The 15,989-nt window shown below is 68.7% G+C and carries 16 protein-coding genes; 6 read left to right on the plus strand and 10 right to left on the minus strand.

The window, feature by feature from the left end; all coding sequences use genetic code 11:
• Positions 1-191: 191 nt before the first annotated feature.
• The 3 genes from AB6A69_RS06335 (at position 192) to rpsI (ending at position 2,311) form a co-directional block, all read left to right on the plus strand.
• Positions 192-1,178, plus strand: a complete 987-nt coding sequence (locus AB6A69_RS06335; protein ID WP_371055480.1) for an SLAC1 anion channel family protein — start codon at positions 192-194, stop codon at positions 1,176-1,178.
• A 180-nt stretch (positions 1,179-1,358) separates the two neighbouring features.
• Positions 1,359-1,823 (plus strand): 50S ribosomal protein L13, encoded by a 465-nt coding sequence (gene rplM, locus AB6A69_RS06340; RefSeq protein ID WP_371038948.1) that lies wholly within the window; start codon positions 1,359-1,361, stop codon positions 1,821-1,823.
• Complete coding sequence (gene rpsI, locus AB6A69_RS06345; RefSeq protein WP_371055479.1) at positions 1,823-2,311, plus strand: 30S ribosomal protein S9; 489 nt, start codon at positions 1,823-1,825, stop codon at positions 2,309-2,311. The genes rplM and rpsI overlap by 1 nt, the downstream gene beginning before the upstream one ends.
• Positions 2,312-2,468: 157 nt before the next feature.
• Here the strand turns inward: rpsI and AB6A69_RS06350 are convergent, their stop codons facing one another.
• The 8 genes from AB6A69_RS06350 to guaA form a co-directional block, all read right to left on the minus strand.
• Positions 2,469-3,086 carry a TetR/AcrR family transcriptional regulator gene (locus AB6A69_RS06350; RefSeq protein WP_371060142.1) on the minus strand — a complete coding sequence of 206 codons (618 nt, stop codon included), beginning with the start codon at positions 3,084-3,086 and terminating at the stop codon, positions 2,469-2,471.
• Positions 3,079-3,948 (minus strand): polyphosphate kinase 2, encoded by an 870-nt coding sequence (ppk2, locus tag AB6A69_RS06355; RefSeq protein WP_371055531.1) that lies wholly within the window; start codon positions 3,946-3,948, stop codon positions 3,079-3,081. The genes AB6A69_RS06350 and ppk2 overlap by 8 nt, the downstream gene beginning before the upstream one ends.
• A 47-nt stretch (positions 3,949-3,995) precedes the next feature.
• Positions 3,996-4,958 carry an alpha/beta fold hydrolase gene (locus AB6A69_RS06360; protein ID WP_371060143.1) on the minus strand — a complete coding sequence of 321 codons (963 nt, stop codon included), beginning with the start codon at positions 4,956-4,958 and terminating at the stop codon, positions 3,996-3,998.
• Complete coding sequence (gene metA, locus AB6A69_RS06365; RefSeq protein ID WP_371060144.1) at positions 4,955-5,908, minus strand: homoserine O-succinyltransferase; 954 nt, start codon at positions 5,906-5,908, stop codon at positions 4,955-4,957. The genes AB6A69_RS06360 and metA overlap by 4 nt, the downstream gene beginning before the upstream one ends.
• Before the next feature lie 38 nt (positions 5,909-5,946).
• Positions 5,947-6,810, minus strand: a complete 864-nt coding sequence (locus AB6A69_RS06370) for an ATPase (protein ID WP_371060145.1) — start codon at positions 6,808-6,810, stop codon at positions 5,947-5,949.
• Positions 6,811-6,934: 124 nt separating this feature from the next.
• Entirely contained in the window at positions 6,935-8,056 is a 1,122-nt protein-coding gene (locus AB6A69_RS06375; protein ID WP_371060146.1) for an OmpP1/FadL family transporter, read from the minus strand.
• A 165-nt stretch (positions 8,057-8,221) separates the two neighbouring features.
• Positions 8,222-9,073 carry a DMT family transporter gene (locus AB6A69_RS06380; protein ID WP_371060147.1) on the minus strand — a complete coding sequence of 284 codons (852 nt, stop codon included), beginning with the start codon at positions 9,071-9,073 and terminating at the stop codon, positions 8,222-8,224.
• Positions 9,074-9,188: 115 nt separating this feature from the next.
• Positions 9,189-10,751, minus strand: coding sequence for a glutamine-hydrolyzing GMP synthase (gene guaA, locus AB6A69_RS06385; protein WP_371060148.1), 1,563 nt, complete (start codon positions 10,749-10,751; stop codon positions 9,189-9,191).
• 164 nt (positions 10,752-10,915) lie between these two features.
• Here guaA and AB6A69_RS06390 point away from each other — a divergent pair, with 164 nt between their 5' ends.
• Positions 10,916-12,463 (plus strand): trimethylamine methyltransferase family protein, encoded by a 1,548-nt coding sequence (locus tag AB6A69_RS06390; RefSeq protein ID WP_371055474.1) that lies wholly within the window; start codon positions 10,916-10,918, stop codon positions 12,461-12,463.
• Here AB6A69_RS06390 and AB6A69_RS06395 read toward each other — a convergent pair.
• A complete protein-coding gene (locus AB6A69_RS06395) occupies positions 12,456-12,749 on the minus strand; it encodes a DUF6477 family protein (protein ID WP_371055473.1) in 294 nt (97 codons plus the stop codon). The two genes, AB6A69_RS06390 and AB6A69_RS06395, sit on opposite strands and share 8 nt — an antisense overlap.
• Positions 12,750-13,039: 290 nt before the next feature.
• On the opposite strand from AB6A69_RS06395, the gene AB6A69_RS06400 reads away from it, so the two are divergent.
• A complete protein-coding gene (locus AB6A69_RS06400) occupies positions 13,040-14,032 on the plus strand; it encodes a DUF6456 domain-containing protein (RefSeq protein WP_371038937.1) in 993 nt (330 codons plus the stop codon).
• A gap of 81 nt (positions 14,033-14,113) precedes the next feature.
• Entirely contained in the window at positions 14,114-15,070 is a 957-nt protein-coding gene (gene lipA / locus AB6A69_RS06405; RefSeq protein WP_371038936.1) for a lipoyl synthase, read from the plus strand.
• Positions 15,071-15,092: 22 nt separating this feature from the next.
• Here lipA and AB6A69_RS06410 read toward each other — a convergent pair whose 3' ends face one another.
• On the minus strand, positions 15,093-15,983 hold the full coding sequence (locus tag AB6A69_RS06410) for a c-type cytochrome (RefSeq protein ID WP_371060149.1): 891 nt from the start codon (positions 15,981-15,983) through the stop codon (positions 15,093-15,095).
• Positions 15,984-15,989 lie beyond the last annotated feature (6 nt).

Below are 15,989 nucleotides of genomic sequence, written 5' to 3' on the forward strand. Positions count from 1 at the left end.
TGGCCCGGAGTTGGGATCGGTCCCGATATCTGTAGCGCGCGCCTAGGGATGATTGGCGAGTCGCGCAACAGGCAATCGCCGCATCGCCGCATGAACGTGGCAAGCGCAGTTGATCTGCGTCATGGAAGCGACACCGCGCCGCGCGCAGGCAGGGGCGGCAGCATGCGAAACGGTCACGGGGAGCGCGGATGATGACGACAGGCAAGGCAGGGCAGGCCGGGGAGCAGGCGGGCAACCGTCTCGAACATTTCCCGATCACGTTTTTCGCGATCGTCATGGGGATCATGGGCCTCAGTCTCGCCTGCCATGCCGGCACGGGGCTCTGGCCGGGCCTTGCCCGCGCGTCGGAGGCCGCGATGTGGCTGGGCATCGCGATCTTCCTGGCGATCGCCGCCATCTACGCGCTCAAGATCCTGCGCCATCCCGGCGCGGTCGCGGCGGAGTGGCAGCACCCGGTCAAGCTGGCCTTCTTTCCCACCGTCTCGATTTCGCTGCTGCTGATGGCGACGGCGCTTCTGCCGCACCACCCCGGCGCCGCGCGGACGATCTGGTGGCTGGGCGGGGCGGGGCAGGCGGTCCTGACGCTGGCCGTGGTCTCCGGCTGGATCGGCCACCGCCCCTTCCAGGTGGGTCACCTCACGCCCGCGTGGTTCATTCCCGCGGTGGGCAACGTGATCGTGCCGGTGGCCGGCGTGCCGCTCGGCTACGCGGAATTGTCGTGGCTGTTCTTTTCGGCGGGGCTCGTGTTCTGGGGCGTGCTGCTGACGCTCGTCATGAACCGCCTCGTCTTCCACGACCCGGTTCCGGCGCGACTTTTCCCGACGCTCGTGATCCTGATCGCGCCGCCCGCGGTGGCGTTCCTGGCCTATGTCCAGCTTGCCGGCGGGCTCGACGCGTTCGCGCGGATCCTCTTCTACGCCGCCTGCGTCTTCGCCGCCCTGGTCGCGGTGCAGGTGCCGCAGCTTGCCAGGCTGTCCTTCGCGCTTTCCTTCTGGGCGCTGTCCTTCCCGGTCGCGGCGTTCTCGATCGCGGCGTTCCGCTATGGCGCGCTGGCGGACTCCGCCGCCCATGGCTGGATCGGCGCGGCGGCGCTCGCGCTGCTCGGCGGGCTCGTGGCGGGGCTGCTCGTCCGCACGGGGCGCGCGATCGGACGCGGCGAGATCTGCCGGCCCGAGTGAGGCGATGGCGGGCAGAAATATGGGGTATCTTTATACCTATTTTCCAAGTTGCTGAAACGCATGAATTAAATGGGGTGGGCGCGCCTTGACTGCACGCGCGCTGCGCGTATAACCCGGCCATTCAGACGCGGTGGGCGCTGTCCCGCCGTCGAACAGTTCCAGACCCTGAGGGCGACCCGAATGAAAACCTACTCTGCCACCCCGGCGGAGATCGACAAGAAGTGGATCGTGATCGACGCCGAGGGCGTCGTTCTAGGCCGCCTCGCCTCGATCGTCGCCACCCGGCTGCGCGGCAAGCACAAGCCGTCCTTCACCCCGCACATGGATTGCGGCGACAACGTCATCGTCATCAACGCCGACAAGGTGCAGCTGACCGGCAAGAAGCGCACCGAAGAGCACTTCTGGCACACCGGCTATCCCGGCGGGATCAAGTCGCGCACCAAGGCGCAGATCCTTGACGGCGCCCATCCCGAGCGCGTGGTGACACTGGCGGTCAAGCGGATGCTTCCCGGCAACCGGCTTGCGCGGAAGCAGATGACCAACCTGCGTGTCTACGCCGGAACCCAGCATCCCCACGAGGCGCAGCAGCCCGAGGTGCTGGACGTGAAGTCGATGAATTCCAAGAACACGCGGGTGGCGAAGTGATGGCGGACGAAATCAAATCGCTCGAGGACCTCGAGACCGTGACCGGCGGCGAAAGCGCCGTGGCAGCGCCCGCGCCGACGCGCGAGGCGATCCGCGACGACCTGGGCCGGTCCTACGCGACGGGCAAGCGCAAGGATGCCGTGGCGCGCGTGTGGATCAAGCCGGGCTCCGGCAAGGTCAGCGTGAACGGCAAGGACATGAGCAAGTACTTCGCGCGGCCGGTGCTGCAGATGATCCTGCGCCAGCCGTTCCAGGTGGCGGGCGTCGAGGACCAGTTCGACGTGATGTGCACCGTGAAGGGCGGCGGGCTTTCCGGCCAGGCGGGCGCGGTGAAGCACGGCATCTCGCAGGCGCTGCAGTTCTACGACCCGGCCCTGCGCGGGCCGCTCAAGGCGGCGGGCTTTCTCACCCGCGACAGCCGCGTGGTGGAGCGCAAGAAATACGGCCGCGCCAAGGCGCGCCGGAGCTTCCAGTTCTCCAAGCGCTGAGGCGTATCGCACCGGATGGAAAGGGCCCCGCGAGGGGCCCTTTCTCGTTTCGGCAGTGGTTCGACGGCCGGAACGACCCTTTGTTCCGGTTGGCGGCGTCATGGGCTGAACGCAAGCGGGTCGATCCCCGGCCGTCGGGATGCTCGTTACGCGCCGCTCACGCGTCGGGCGGGATGAGGCCCAGGCCGCGAAGGTAGATGCCGATCCCGCTTTCCAGCAATTCCTCGGGCGGAAAGGGCGACGCGCGGCCCGGGGCCTGCCGTGCGAAGAGTTCGACGACGCCGTGGCTCATCGCCCAGACATGGGCGGAGAACATCGCCGCGGGGGGGCGCTTTTCGGGCGGGATATGCCGCGAAAGATCCTCTGCCGCGCGTTCCAGAACGCCACGGGCCCGCGCGGCCGCGGCGGCCAGTTCGGGGGTGCGGTTCACGCCGACCCCGCTTTCGAACATCGCGATGTAGTGACCGGGATGCTTCCGCGCAAAGGCAAGATACGCGCGTCCCGTCGCCTCGAAGGCGGCGAGCGCCGAGGGCTGGCCGCTGTCATACGCATGCTGCATCACGTCGGCGAAGATCTCGTAGCCCTGCCGCGCCGCCTCGGCGATGAGATCCGCGCGGCCCTCGAAATGCCGGTAGACCGCGGCGGGCGTCACGCCGGCCTGTTTCGCCGCTTCGCTGAGGGTGAACCCCTCGGGTCCTTTCGCCTCGATCAGCTCCAGCGCGGCATCCACCAGCGCCTGGCGAAGGTTGCCGTGGTGGTAACCCCGTTTAGCCACGCCAAAGCTCCGGTCCGCCGCGTATCTTCGGATCGCCCGTCCCGATCGCCGCGTCGTCGCGTCCGGGATAGTCGAGCCGCTCCAGCACGGCGCGGATCGCCTCCAGCCGGGCGCGACGCTTGTCGTCGGAGCGGATCACCACCCAAGGGGCGATCGAGGCATGGGAGCGCGCGAAGGTCTCGGCGATGGCGTCGGTATACGCGTCCCAGAGGGAGAGCCCTTCCACGTCGATGCGCGAGAGCTTCCACCGCTTCAGCGGATCGGCCTCGCGGGCGAGGAAACGGCGCAGCTGTTCCGCGCGGCCGACGTTGAGCCAGATCTTCACGAGCACGATACCCTCGTCCACGAGAAGCTTCTCGAACTCGGGCACCTGGCGGAAGAACGTCTCGCGCTCGGCCTCGGTGCAAAAGCCCATGACCTTTTCCACCACGCCGCGATTGTACCAGGACCTGTCGAAGAGCACGATCTCGCCCGCGGCGGGAAGCTGTTCGACGTAACGCTGGAAGTACCATTGCGTGGCCTCGCGGTCCGACGGCTTTGGCAGTGCCACGAGCCGCGCGACGCGCGGATTGAGGTTTTCGCGGAACCGCTTGATGGAGCCGCCCTTGCCGGCCGCATCGCGGCCCTCGAAAACGACGGCGACGCGCGCGCCCGACGCCTTGGCCCAGGCCTGCAGCTTGGCCAGTTCGATCTGAAGCGTGCCGAGCTGGCGCTTGTAGCTCTTTTTCTCCATGCGGCTGTCGTGCGGGTAGTCGGGGTCGAGGATATCGCCCTTGCGGCCCCGTGCGATCGCGGCGCGGATCTCTGAAGGCGCGGAGGTTTCGTAGTAGCGGGTGATGGCCTCGTCGAAAGGCAGGCTCAGCGGCATGGTCGTCCCTCCTTTCGGGGGATCATGACGGGCAGGGTGGATCAGCGCAATCCGGCGCTGGCGGCGGCGCGGTCCACGGCCTCGATCACGGCTTCGGGCTCGGCGTGGTGCGGCATGTGGCCCACCCCGGCAAGGCGCGTCAGCCGGGCATGGGTGATCTGGCGGGCGAGCGGTTCGGAATGGATCCGCAGACCCACGGTCCGGTCCGCGGTGCCGTGCAGGATCTCCGTGGGAACGGTGATCGCGTCGTAGCGCGGGACCATGCCGATGATCTCGTCCTTGATCGCGGCGCGCTGAAGCGCGTTCTCGCGCAGCGTCGCGCGGCGCAGCGCAAGGCCCGGGCCGAAATGCGCGGCGTATCCCCGCGGCGGGGGCTGCGGCTCGAACACCTCGGCCACCGCGTCGGTCACCACCCGGTCGGGGACCCAGGCGGCGATAAGCGCCACCGTCACGGGGCCGAGCCAGGGATGCGAGGCGAGACGGTAATAAAGACTCAGACCTGCCTCCCACGGGTTCGAGGCCGCACCGAGAAGCACCAGGGCGGAGAGGCGGTCGGGCACATGCACCGCCCAGGCCAGCGCCACGGCGCCGCCGTAGGAATGGCCCAGCACCAGCGGCCGCTCGGCGCCGAGTGCCGCCGCCGCACCGGAGAGGAGGCGTGCCTGCGCCTCGAGGCTCGCCGGCTCCGGTCCGGGCAGGCGCGGGGTGTAGCCGAGGCCGGGACGGTCCAGCGCGATCACCCGGTAGTGCCGAGACAGCCGCCCGGCGAGGTCGAAGGTATAGTCGCGCAGGTTCCCGCTTGCCCCGTGGATCAGAACGACATCCGGCCCCGCGCCCGAGACGTAGGCGTGTACCGGGTGGCCGTCCACCGTCACGATCCGGCCCTGGGGCGGGTAGGTCGCCTCTGTCCGGGCCTCGTGCCGGGCCGCCTTCACGAGGGTCGCGAGCGTGCCGCCGCCGAGGACGAGCGCGAGGACGACGAGGCCGGTGGCGAGGGGGCTCACACGCGTTCCCGCCGAAGATCGGTGACGCTTTGCCCGATCTCAGAAAGGTCGAAGGGGGTGGTCAGGTAGATCTCGGCGATCCAGTTCCCGTATAGCAGGTGCGCGTGGCTGCGCCAGCGGTTGGCGGGCGGGCGCGTCGGGTCGTCGCCGGGATAATAGTTCACCGGCACCGCGATATCGGTCCCCGCCGCCGCGTCGCGGTCGTATTCCTGCTTCAGCGTATCGCTGTCGTATTCGAGATGGTTGAAGATGTAGAGCGCCCTGTGCGCGGTATCCTCGACAAGGCAGGGGCCCACCTCGTCGCTCGCGATCAGCGTGCGAAGGCCGGGCGCGGCGTCGATCTCGGCCTGGCGCATCTCTGTCCAGCGGCTCACCGGGATCAGGAGGTCGTCGGAAAAACCGCGCAGGTAGGGAGAGGCGGGGGCCAGGTTGCGGTGGCGGAAGCATCCGAACGCCTTTTCGGGCAGCATGTGCTTCTCGACCCCGTGGAAATGGTGGATCATCGCCATGCCGCCCCAGCACACGCCGAAGGTGGCGTGGACGTGGCTCTGCGTCCACTCGAAGACGCGGCGGAGCTCTTCGATGTAGGTCACCTCGTCGAAGGGCAGATGCTCGATCGGCGCGCCGGTGATGACGAGGCCGTCGAACTTCTCGCCCGACGCCTCGACCTCGGCGAAGGGGCGGTAGAAGCTTTCCATGTGCTCGGGCGCGGTCGTCTTGGTCTGGTGCTCGGTCATGCGGATCAGGCTGAGCTCGATCTGCAGCGGCGTGGCCCCGATGAGCCGCGCGAACTGTGTCTCGGTCTGGATCTTCTGCGGCATGAGGTTGAGCAGCCCGATGCGCAGGGGCCGGATGTCCTGCCGCGCCGCAAGCTCTTCCGACATGACCATGACGCCCTCGCGCGAGAGGATGCCGTAGGCGGGCAGGTCGGACGGGATCTTGATCGGCATGGTCGGTCGGCCTTCTGGGGAAAAGGGCGGGGATACGCCTATTCGGCGCGGCGCTCAAGCGCGCGGGCCAGCAGCGCCTCGAAGCCCGCGGCGTCGCTGACGGCGGCGACCTCGTCGGCGCTTACCGTGACGCCCCAGCGCGCCATCGCGGCGTAGCGCGGCTGCCGGTGCGCGAGCGCGCGCGCATAGGTCCGCCGCACGAAGGCGTCCGGGTCCACTTCGGTTTCGGGAAGGGCCGTTTCCTCGAGGTGCTCCCTCCAGGCCGCGCGCAGGAAATCGGGCTGGTAATACATCGGCTTCGGGGCCCGGTCGAACCGGCGGACGAGCTCCGCGGTGTGGGCCTCGGATCCCTCGATCCACACCAGCAGGGCCGTTGCGGAGAGCGCCGCAAGGATCGCGTCGGCCGGGTTCTCGGGATCGACGATCTCGCAGATCGAGCCCGAAGTGTCGCAGACGAAGTTCCGGTAACCATAGATCTCGCGGGCGCGCGTCACGAAATGGCCGGTGTCGAGCATCGCCGCACGCTCGGCGGCCCGGTGCTGCGCCTGCCGGCGCATGTATTCTTCGAACTCCAGCCCGCCCTTCGCCGGATCCCCCGGTTTTCCAAGGTATTTCGACAGCGGCGCGAGGTTGTCGAAGCGGATCTTCGAGTCGATCGTGATCGAGTCGGACATCAGCAATTCGCGCAGGAACGGGACCTTCATCGCCTCCAGCTTGAAAAGGTCGGCGATGTGCTCACCCATGTAGCGTGTGCCGATGCGGTAATCGACGGAGTAATGGAACCAGCCTCCCTGCTCGCGCAGCAGGGCCGAAAGCCGTGTCTTGCCAAGCCCGGACATGCCGAAAAGCACCACGCGCTTTTCGGGCGCATCAAGCCAGTCCGTCGCGGTCTCGTAGATCATGCCGGGGGCCGTCCCATCGTTCCAGAAGCGCCTTAGCCAGAGCGCGAGCCCCGGTCAAACCCCCTCGCGCAGCAAAAGGCCCCGCCCGGGATGGGGCGGGGCCTTGAGCGGGGATGAAGGAATGTCAGAAATTGAACGAGACGCGCAGCCCCACGCCGACGACGTCATTGTCGGAAAAATCGGCGCGCGCGACGTCGGGCGTTCCCGTCTCGGGCTTGGCGTCGCCGAGGACGGTGTAACTCACGCCGCCCGCGATCTGCATCATCTCGGTCGCTTGGTAGGCCGCGCCGAGCGCGACCTGCGTATATCCCGTGGACGGGGCGAGCGGCGAGACGAGATCGTCGCCCGGCGCCTCGTACGCGAGGGTGACGGAGCCCGTCCACTTGTCGCTGAAGCGCCGCCCGAGGCCGAGCCGGTAGGTCGTCGTGTCCTCGAGGTCGATGAGGCCGTCGCCCGTGGCGCCGACGAACCCCTGCGGATCCACCCGGAAGGCCGAGTGCTCCACCCAGCGGACCGAGCCGAACAGCAGCGTGTCCTGCGCGATGCCGGTCTGGAAGTCGAGGTTGACGCTTTGCGGGGTCTTGACCTCTGTCACCGAAGGAGGCGCAATGGGGGTGCCGCCAATCGTCTCGCGCGTTCCCATCTCGTGGGTGATCTCGGAGTTGTAGGTCAGCGCCACGCGAAGCGCGATCTCCGGCACCTCGTAGGCGACGCCGAGGACATAGCCGGCCGCGGCGTCGCGGTCGAGCGAGACCTCGTAGCCGGAGACTGGCCCATACGCGGCGCCTTGCAGGCCGATGTCACCCTCGGCGGTCTGATATCGCAGGCCGCCGAAGGCCGAGACGCGTTCGTTGATCTGGTATTTCAGAAGTGCGGTGAGCGCGTTGGTCGAGGCCTGCGCCGAGGTGCCGCCGAGGACGGGATTGAGCGGGTCGTACTTCACGTCCGCGCCGAAGGGACGATCGTAGATAAGCGCGGCGGAGAGATTGTCGCCGAGATCCATCTTCAGGCCGAAGCCCGGCAGGAAGTAATCGTCCGCCACGTTGTCGATTTTCTGGGCAGGGAAAGGCCCGAGCGCGCGGCTCGTCCCGCTCACGCTGGGCGAGGCGCTGCCAAGGCTCAGCTCCCCGTAATTTCCGTCCTCGTAGAGGATCATCGCCGATTGCGTCGTGCGCTCGATGCCCCCCGCAAGCGCCCCGCCGGCGGCAAGCGCGAGCGCGGATGCCGCTCCGATCAGTGTCTTCATTGCATTCCTCCCCTGACGCGCCGACCGCAACAGCCCTCGGTAGCAGCGCAACCTCCTGAGTAGGAACGGGCTTCGACGGCTGTCAATATTGGCGGAACGTTAACATGGGGTAAGCAACGCAACGTCAACCTAGGGCTGAACCCCCGCTGGGACGGGCCGCCGGCCTCACTCCGGACGCAGGGCCTGCGTCGTTTCCCGCGTTTGCGCCCGGATGTTGATCCAGTTGGCCGCGAAGATCACCAGCGCGCCGACGAGAACCGCCCATTCCAGCGGCTCGGCGTAAAGTGCCATTCCGACGAAGGCGATCACCGGCAGCCGCGCGAAATCCATCGGCATGACCACCCCCGCCGGTGCCAGCCGCAGCGCGTTGGTCAGGCAGAAATGGGCCGAAAGCCCCGCGACACCCACCAGCGCGACAAAGGGCAGCGCGCCCGGACCGGGCAGGGCGATGTCGCCGTCCACCCCGGCCGCGGCCAGCCCGAGAAAGGCCTGCATCAAAGTGAGCCAGAACATGATGCAGGTGATGCTCTCGGTGCGGGTCAGCGCGCGGGTGGCGAGCGCAGTCAGCGCGAAGCCCAGCGCCGCCCCCGCGGCGGTGACCTGCCCGGCCTCGAGCGGTGTCACGCCGGGGCGCGCGACGATCAGGATGCCGACGAAGCCCAGAAGCGCGGCAAGCGCGCGGACGGGCGTCAGACGCTCACCGAGGACGAGCGGCGCCAGCAGCACGACCCAGAGCGGCGAGGTGAACTCCAGCGCCACCACCTGCGCGAGCGGGATGGTCGCGATCGCGTAGAACCAGAGGTTCTGCGCGGTGAAATGGGTGACGTTGCGGATGACATGCAGGCGGAACCGCAGCACGCTCACCTGCGATAGCGTGCCCGCCGCGGCGCCGACCGCCAGCACGATCCCCACGCCCACGAGGCTGCGGTAGAGCATGATCTCGAAGGTATCGAGACCCGCCGACAGCTCCCGCCCCGCCACCGCCATCGATGTGAAAGAGAGGACCGTCCCGACCATCCAGAAACCGGCGAGGAGGGTCGGCGATCGGACCGGGGCAGGGGCGTCGCGCGTGGCCATGCCTTCGCTTAGCAGCCCGTCCGGCGGCGCGCCAGAGCGCCCCGGCGCGCCCGGGTCATTCCCACTCTATCGTGCCCGGGGGCTTCGACGTGATGTCGTAGGTCACCCGGTTGATGCCGCGCACCTCGTTGATGATGCGCGTCGCCGTCTCGGAGAGGAACTCGTGGCTGAACGGGTAGACGTCGGCCGTCATGCCGTCCACCGAGGTCACGGCGCGGAGCGCGCAGGCGTAGTCGTAGGTCCGCCCGTCGCCCATCACGCCCACCGTGCGCACGGGCAGGATCGCGGCGAAGGCCTGCCAGATCTCGTCGTAAAGCCCGTGCTTGCGGATCTGGTCGATGTAGACCGCGTCGGCCTTGCGCAGGATCTCCAGCTTGTCGCGGGTGATCTCGCCCGGGCAGCGGATGGCGAGGCCGGGGCCGGGGAAGGGGTGGCGGCCGATGAAGTTCCCGGGCAGGCCAAGCTCGCCGCCGAGGACGCGCACCTCGTCCTTGAAAAGCTCGCGCAAGGGCTCCACGAGCTTCAGGCCCATCTTCTCGGGCAGGCCGCCCACGTTGTGGTGGCTCTTGATCGTCACCGACGGACCGCCCGAGAAGGAGACCGATTCGATCACGTCGGGGTAAAGCGTGCCCTGGGCCAGGAATTCCGCCCCCTCGATGCCGTCGGCATGCTCCTGGAAGACGTCGATGAACAGTCCTCCGATGATCTTGCGTTTCGTTTCCGGATCGGACACGCCTTCCAGCGCCGACAGGAAGCGCTCCGTCTCGTCCACGTGGACGAGCGGGATGTTGTAGTGATCGCGGAACATCGAGACGACTTCCTCGGCCTCGTTGAGGCGCAGAAGCCCGTGATCCACGAAGACGCAGGTCAGCTGGTCGCCGATCGCCTCGTGGATGAGGACGGCGGCCACCGAGGAATCGACACCCCCGGAAAGACCGCAGATCACCTTGGCGTCGCCCACCTGCGCGCGGATCTTCTCGATCGCCTCGTCGCGGTAGGCGCCCATGGTCCAGTCGCCGGTGAAACCCGCGATCTTCAGGAAGTTGGCGTAAAGCCTGCCGCCGTTCGGCGTGTGGTGCACCTCCGGGTGGAACTGCACGGCGTAGAAGTGGCGTTCGGGGTCGGCGGTCACGGCGAAGGGGGCGCCGGGCGAGGTGCCGAAGACCTCGAAGCCCGGAGCGAGCGCGGCCACGTGATCGCCGTGGCTCATCCAGACCTGCTCGCGCCCCGTGTCGAACCAGCCCTCCAGCAGATCGAGACGCGTCGCGGTGGGCACGACATAGGCGCGGCCGAACTCCGCGGTGCCGTCGCCGCGCTCCACCCGGCCGCCCAGCATCTGCATCATCACCTGCTGTCCGTAGCAGATGCCCAGCACCGGCACGCCGAGCGCGAAGACGGCCTCGGGCGGGCGCGGGCTCTCCGGATCGGTGACTGAGGCCGGTCCGCCCGACAGGATCACCGCCTTGGGGCGGAACTCTTCGAGAAACGCCTCGGTGACGTTCTGGAAGGGGTGGATCTCGCAATAGGTGTCGAGTTCGCGCAGGCGCCGCGCGATGAGCTGCGTCACCTGGGACCCGAAATCGACGATGAGCAGGCGGTCATGGGCAGGCTGTGTCATGGCTGCCCTCTAAGCCGCGCGATGCGGACGCGCAAGCGCGTGCAAGGGCGCATGATGCCGCGCCATGTCGTTTTCGTCCGAAACTGGCCGCAAACGATCACCGCAGGAGGACGGGCGCGGCGTTACACCCTGTCCACCCGAAACCCTGGCGCGCGAGGTGAGACATGACCGAGGCAGCAACCCGCAGACGGGCCCGAGGCGGTGGCGGCGGCGCGGCGCGGCGTGCGGAGCGGACCTCCGTGCGCATCGAGACCGCGCGCTTCATCGAGCGCAACATCCCGCTTTTCGAGATCCTGAACGCCGAGGCGCTGGAGATCATCGAGGCGAACGCCGAGATCCTCCTCGAGGAGATCGGGGTCAACTTCGTGCAGAACCCCGAGGCGCTGGCGCGCTGGCGCGAGGCGGGGGCGGACGTGCAGGGCGAGCGGGTGCACATTCCGCGCGGGCTGGCCCGCGAACTCTGCGCGAAGGCGCCCGCGCGCTACACCCAGATGGCGCGCAACCCGGAAAAATCGGTGGAGATCGGCGGCAACACGCTGGTCTGCGCGCCGGTCTACGGCCCTCCCTTCGTGCGCGATCTCGCCGGCGGCCGACGCTACGCCACGATGGAGGATTTCCGCAAGTTCGTGAAGCTGGGCTACATGTCGAAATGGCTGCACCATTCGGGCGGCACGGTCTGCGAGCCGACCGACGTGCCGGTGAACAAGCGCCACCTTGACATGCTGCTTGCGCACATGACGCTGTCGGACAAGCCCTTCATGGGCTCGGTGACCGAACCCTCGCGCGCGCAGGACAGCGTGGAGATGTGCGAGATCCTCTTCGGGCAGGAGTTCGTGCAGCAGAACACGGTGATGACCTCGCTCATCAACGTGAACTCGCCCATGACCTTCGACGACGTGATGATGGGCGCGCTCGAGGTCTATGTGCGCAACAACCAGGCCTGCATCGTCTCGCCCTTCATCGTGGGCGGCGCCATGGCGCCGGTCTCGGTGGCGGGCACGCTCACGCAGGTGCTGGCCGAGGTCATGGCCGGGATCGGCTACGCGCAGCTCGTGCGGCCGGGCGCGCCGGTGATCTTCGGCGCCTTCGTCACCTCGATCGACATGAACTCGGGCGCGCCCACCTTCGGCACCCCGGAGGCGAGCCAGATCCTCTACGGCGCGGGCCAGCTCGCGCGGCGGATGAACCTGCCCTTCCGCTCGGGCGGCGGGCTCTGCGGCTCCAAGCTGCCCGACGCGCAGGCCGCCTACGAGACGACGCAGACGCTGAACGCCGCGCTGCTCGGCGGCGTGAACTTCATGCTGCACTCCTGCGGCTGGCTCGAGGGCGGGCTCGTCGCCTCCTTCGAGAAGTTCGTGATGGATGCCGACCAGCTCGGCGTGCTGCACAAATTCGCCCAGGGCATCGCGATGGACGAGAACGCGCAGGCCCTCGACGCGATCCGCGAGGTCGGGCCGGGCGGTCATTACCTTGGCTGCGCGCACACCCAGGGCAACTTCAAGTCGGCGTTCTGGCGTACCGAGCTCTTCGACTACAAGCCCTTCGAGACCTGGGACGAGGAAGGCGCGCGCGACACGGTCTCGCTCGCCTCCGAGCGGGTCGACAAGCTGATGGGCCAGTATCAGCAGCCCGCGCTCGATCCGGCCGTGACCGAGGCGCTTTCGGCCTATGTCGCCGAGAAGAAGGCCTCGATGCCCGACGCCTTCAGCTGACCCCGGGCGCGGCGCGCAACATCCGCGCCTCGCCCATGAGCGCGATCAGCACCTCGACATGGCGCGCGGGGCTGTAGTCGGCGCGCGCGTCGCGGCGCGCCGCCTCCAGTTCGCCCTCGAGCGTGAAGAGCCTCAGGGCCGCCTCGGCGCTGCGCGGCAGCGCCCCGTAGCCCAGCACGCGTGGCAGATGCGCCTCGCGGCGGTACTCCGCGGCGCCGATGCGCGCGGTCCGCACGAGCAGCGCCGGGCGGCGCAGATCGGCGAGCATTCTGGTGATATCCTGCATGGTATGTTCCCCTCTGCCTTGGCGAGACGGGACTGTGACACAACCTGAACGCGTGTTGCGCCGCGGCATGGAAGATCGCGCGGCCGCGTTGCAATTGTTTATCAATTGGAAACAATACTGCTTTGACGATCTGGAAATTTACGAATGGGTAACCAATTCTCGCAATGGTTGTGGACAACTCTGTGGAACGACGGGGGCGCGCGGAAACCGTGGGGGGATCGACGCCGATAGCGCGGAGCGAAGGCCGCTCCTTTCCGGTCGCCTGTCCGGACTGGGTTCCGGCGGCGGCCGTGCATTATCTCGCCCATACCGAGGCAGGACTCACGATCCGCCATCTCGCCCGAAGCGCGGGGTGCCACGCATCGACGGTGCTGCGGCAGGTGCGCCGCATCGAGGCGCGGCGCGACGACCCGCTGACCGATGCGGCGTTGCGCGGGCTGGGCACCGCGCTTTTCCCGGACCGCGGCGCAGCCCGCGCGGCCCAACTCCGGGGCGCGCCGCTCATGGACGGAGACACCCTGACGCGCGAGGCGCGGCGCGTGCTGTCCCGCATGGCCGAAACCGGCGCGCGTCTCGCCGTGGCCGAGGGGATGGAGAAGGCCGTGGTGGTGCGCGACACGCCGGACGGCACGTCGATCCGCACCGCGGTGCTGGATGCCGAGGTGGCGCAGGCGCTCGCCCTCAAGGAATGGATCGAGTGTCTGAAGCCCGGGCGCATCGCGCAATACGCGCTGACCGCGGCAGGCCGGAGCGCGCTTCAGGAGTTCGCGGGCGAGCGCGACGACGACGCGACCGGGTTCGGCGAGGCGCAGGCCCGCTACCGCGCGAGCGCGGCGCGGCGCGGGCGCTATTGCGCGCAGGATACCCCGCTTGTCGCGCTTGCGCGGCGGCGCGACCGCGACGGCGCGCCGTTCCTGCCGGAGGCACTGCTGCGCGCGGGCGAGCGCCTGCGCGAGGATTTCGAGCTTGCCCAGGTGGGCAGCGCCGTCACCCAGAACTGGCAGCGCTTCCTGACGGCCGGTTGCACCGGGGCGCCGCCTGCGGGCGGCCGCGGCGCGTCGGAAGCCGCGCGCGAACGTGTCGCCGCGGCGTTGCGCGATCTCGGACCGGGGCTCGGCGACGTCGCGTTGCGGTGCTGTTGCTACCTCGAAGGGCTCGAAAGCGCCGAGCGCCGGCTGGGCTGGTCCGCGCGCTCGGGCAAGATCGTGCTGCGCATCGCGCTGCAACGGCTCAAGCGGCACTACGACGAAACGCAGGGGCCGGGCGGGCCGATGATCGGCTGAGACGGGGCGCGGCGTTGCTGCACTGGTCACCGCCCGTCGCGAAGACTATGCTTCCCTGTGAAGCAAACGCCCGGAGGCATGATGCGCGACCTCGCCGACCCCGCCCAGCGCCACCCCGAAAAGGCGCACCGCCCCGATACCGAGCGGCCGCGCAAGCCCGACTGGATCCGCGTCAAGGCGCCGGTGAGCGAGGGCTACAAGGAAACCCGCGACATCATCCGCGAGAACCGCCTCGTCACCGTCTGCGAGGAGGCGGGCTGCCCCAATGTCGGCGAATGCTGGAGCCAGGGTCACGCCACCATGATGATCATGGGCGAGATCTGCACTCGCGGCTGCACGTTCTGCAACGTGGCGACCGGGCGGCCCGAGGCGCTCGACGTGTTCGAGCCGGGGCGCGTGGCCCACGCGGTCGAGAAGCTCGGCCTCAACCATGTCGTCATCACAAGCGTGGACCGCGACGACCTCGAGGATGGCGGGGCGGAGCATTTCGCGCAGACCATCCGCGCGATCCGCCACCGCAGCCCCGAGACCACGATCGAGGTGCTGACGCCCGATTTCCTGCGCTGCGCCGACTCCGCCCTCGAAACCGTGGTCGAGGCGCGGCCGGACGTCTTCAATCACAACCTCGAGACGGTGCCGGGGCTCTATCCCGAGGTGCGGCCCGGCGCGCGCTACTTCCATTCCCTGCGCCTCTTGCAGCGGGTGAAGGAGATCGATCCGACGATCTTCACCAAGTCGGGCGTCATGGTCGGCCTCGGCGAGGCGCGCGCGCAGGTGCTGCAGGTGATGGACGACATGCGCTCGGCGGACGTGGATTTCCTGACGATCGGTCAGTACCTCCAGCCCACCTCGAAGCATCACCGGGTCGATCGCTTCATCACGCCGGACGAGTTCCGCTCCTACGAGAAGGCGGCCTGGGGCAAGGGGTTCCTGATGGTGTCCGCGACCCCGCTCACGCGCTCGTCCTACCACGCGGGCGAGGATTTCGCCCGGCTTCGGGAGAATCGGCTGGCCCGCCTGGGGCAGGACGCGTCCTGAACGGCCCGGCCCCGGCGGCCTTTCACCCGTCGCGGGGCAGGGCCAGCAGATAGGCCGCGATCGCCGCGCGATCCTCGTCGGGCAACTTTGAAAGGCCGGTGACCACCTTGGCCATGCTGCCGCCCGCGCTGTCGTAGTCCGGCGTGAAACCCGACTCGAGATACCAGGCGATTTCGGACGCGTCCCAGCCAAGCTCGTCGGGCGTGATCGCGGGAATGCGCCCGCGCCCCGAAGGATTGGGAGCTCCCGTCATCCAGCGCCCGATGTCGAGCGCGCCGGCGAAGTTTCGCGGGGTGTGGCATTCGGCGCAATGGCCCAGCGCCTCGACAAGGTAGCGGCCGCGCTCCAGTTCCGCGCCGGGCGCATCCGTCACGACCCACCCCTCGTCGAGAAAGGCGCGTTTCCAAAGCCCGATCCCGCGCGTCAGGGTGAAGGGAAACCCGACCTCGTGCGGCGCGCTTCCGGCGTCCGAGGGGGGCAGCCTGTCCATGTAGGCCTTCAGATCGGCCACGTCCTGCGGCGCCATCTTGGCGTAGGCCGTGTAGGGAAAGGCGGGGTAGTAATGCCGCCCGTCCGGCGCAACGCCCTTCGTCAGCGCGGTGGCGAACGCTTCGAGGCTCCATCCGCCGATGCCCGCGTCCGGATCCGGAGAGATGTTGGGCGCGACGAAGGTTCCGAAATCGCTTTCGAACCGCGCGCCGCCGGCCAGCACCAGCCGGGCCTCGCCCTCCGCGTCCGGGGCGGCATGGCAGGACGCGCAGCCCGCGGCGTGAAAGATCCTCTCGCCCGCGGCCGGGTCGCCCTCCAGCCCGGCATAGAGCGCGGCGTCGGCGCGTTGCGGGGCGCTCAGAAACCAGCCCGCCGCCCCGATCAGGGCGGCGAGCACGATGAAACCTGTCAGGAGGCGGCGCATGGCGCG

Source organism: Rhodosalinus sp. 5P4, assembly GCF_041365695.1.
In the GTDB taxonomy this organism is placed as follows: domain Bacteria; phylum Pseudomonadota; class Alphaproteobacteria; order Rhodobacterales; family Rhodobacteraceae; genus Rhodosalinus.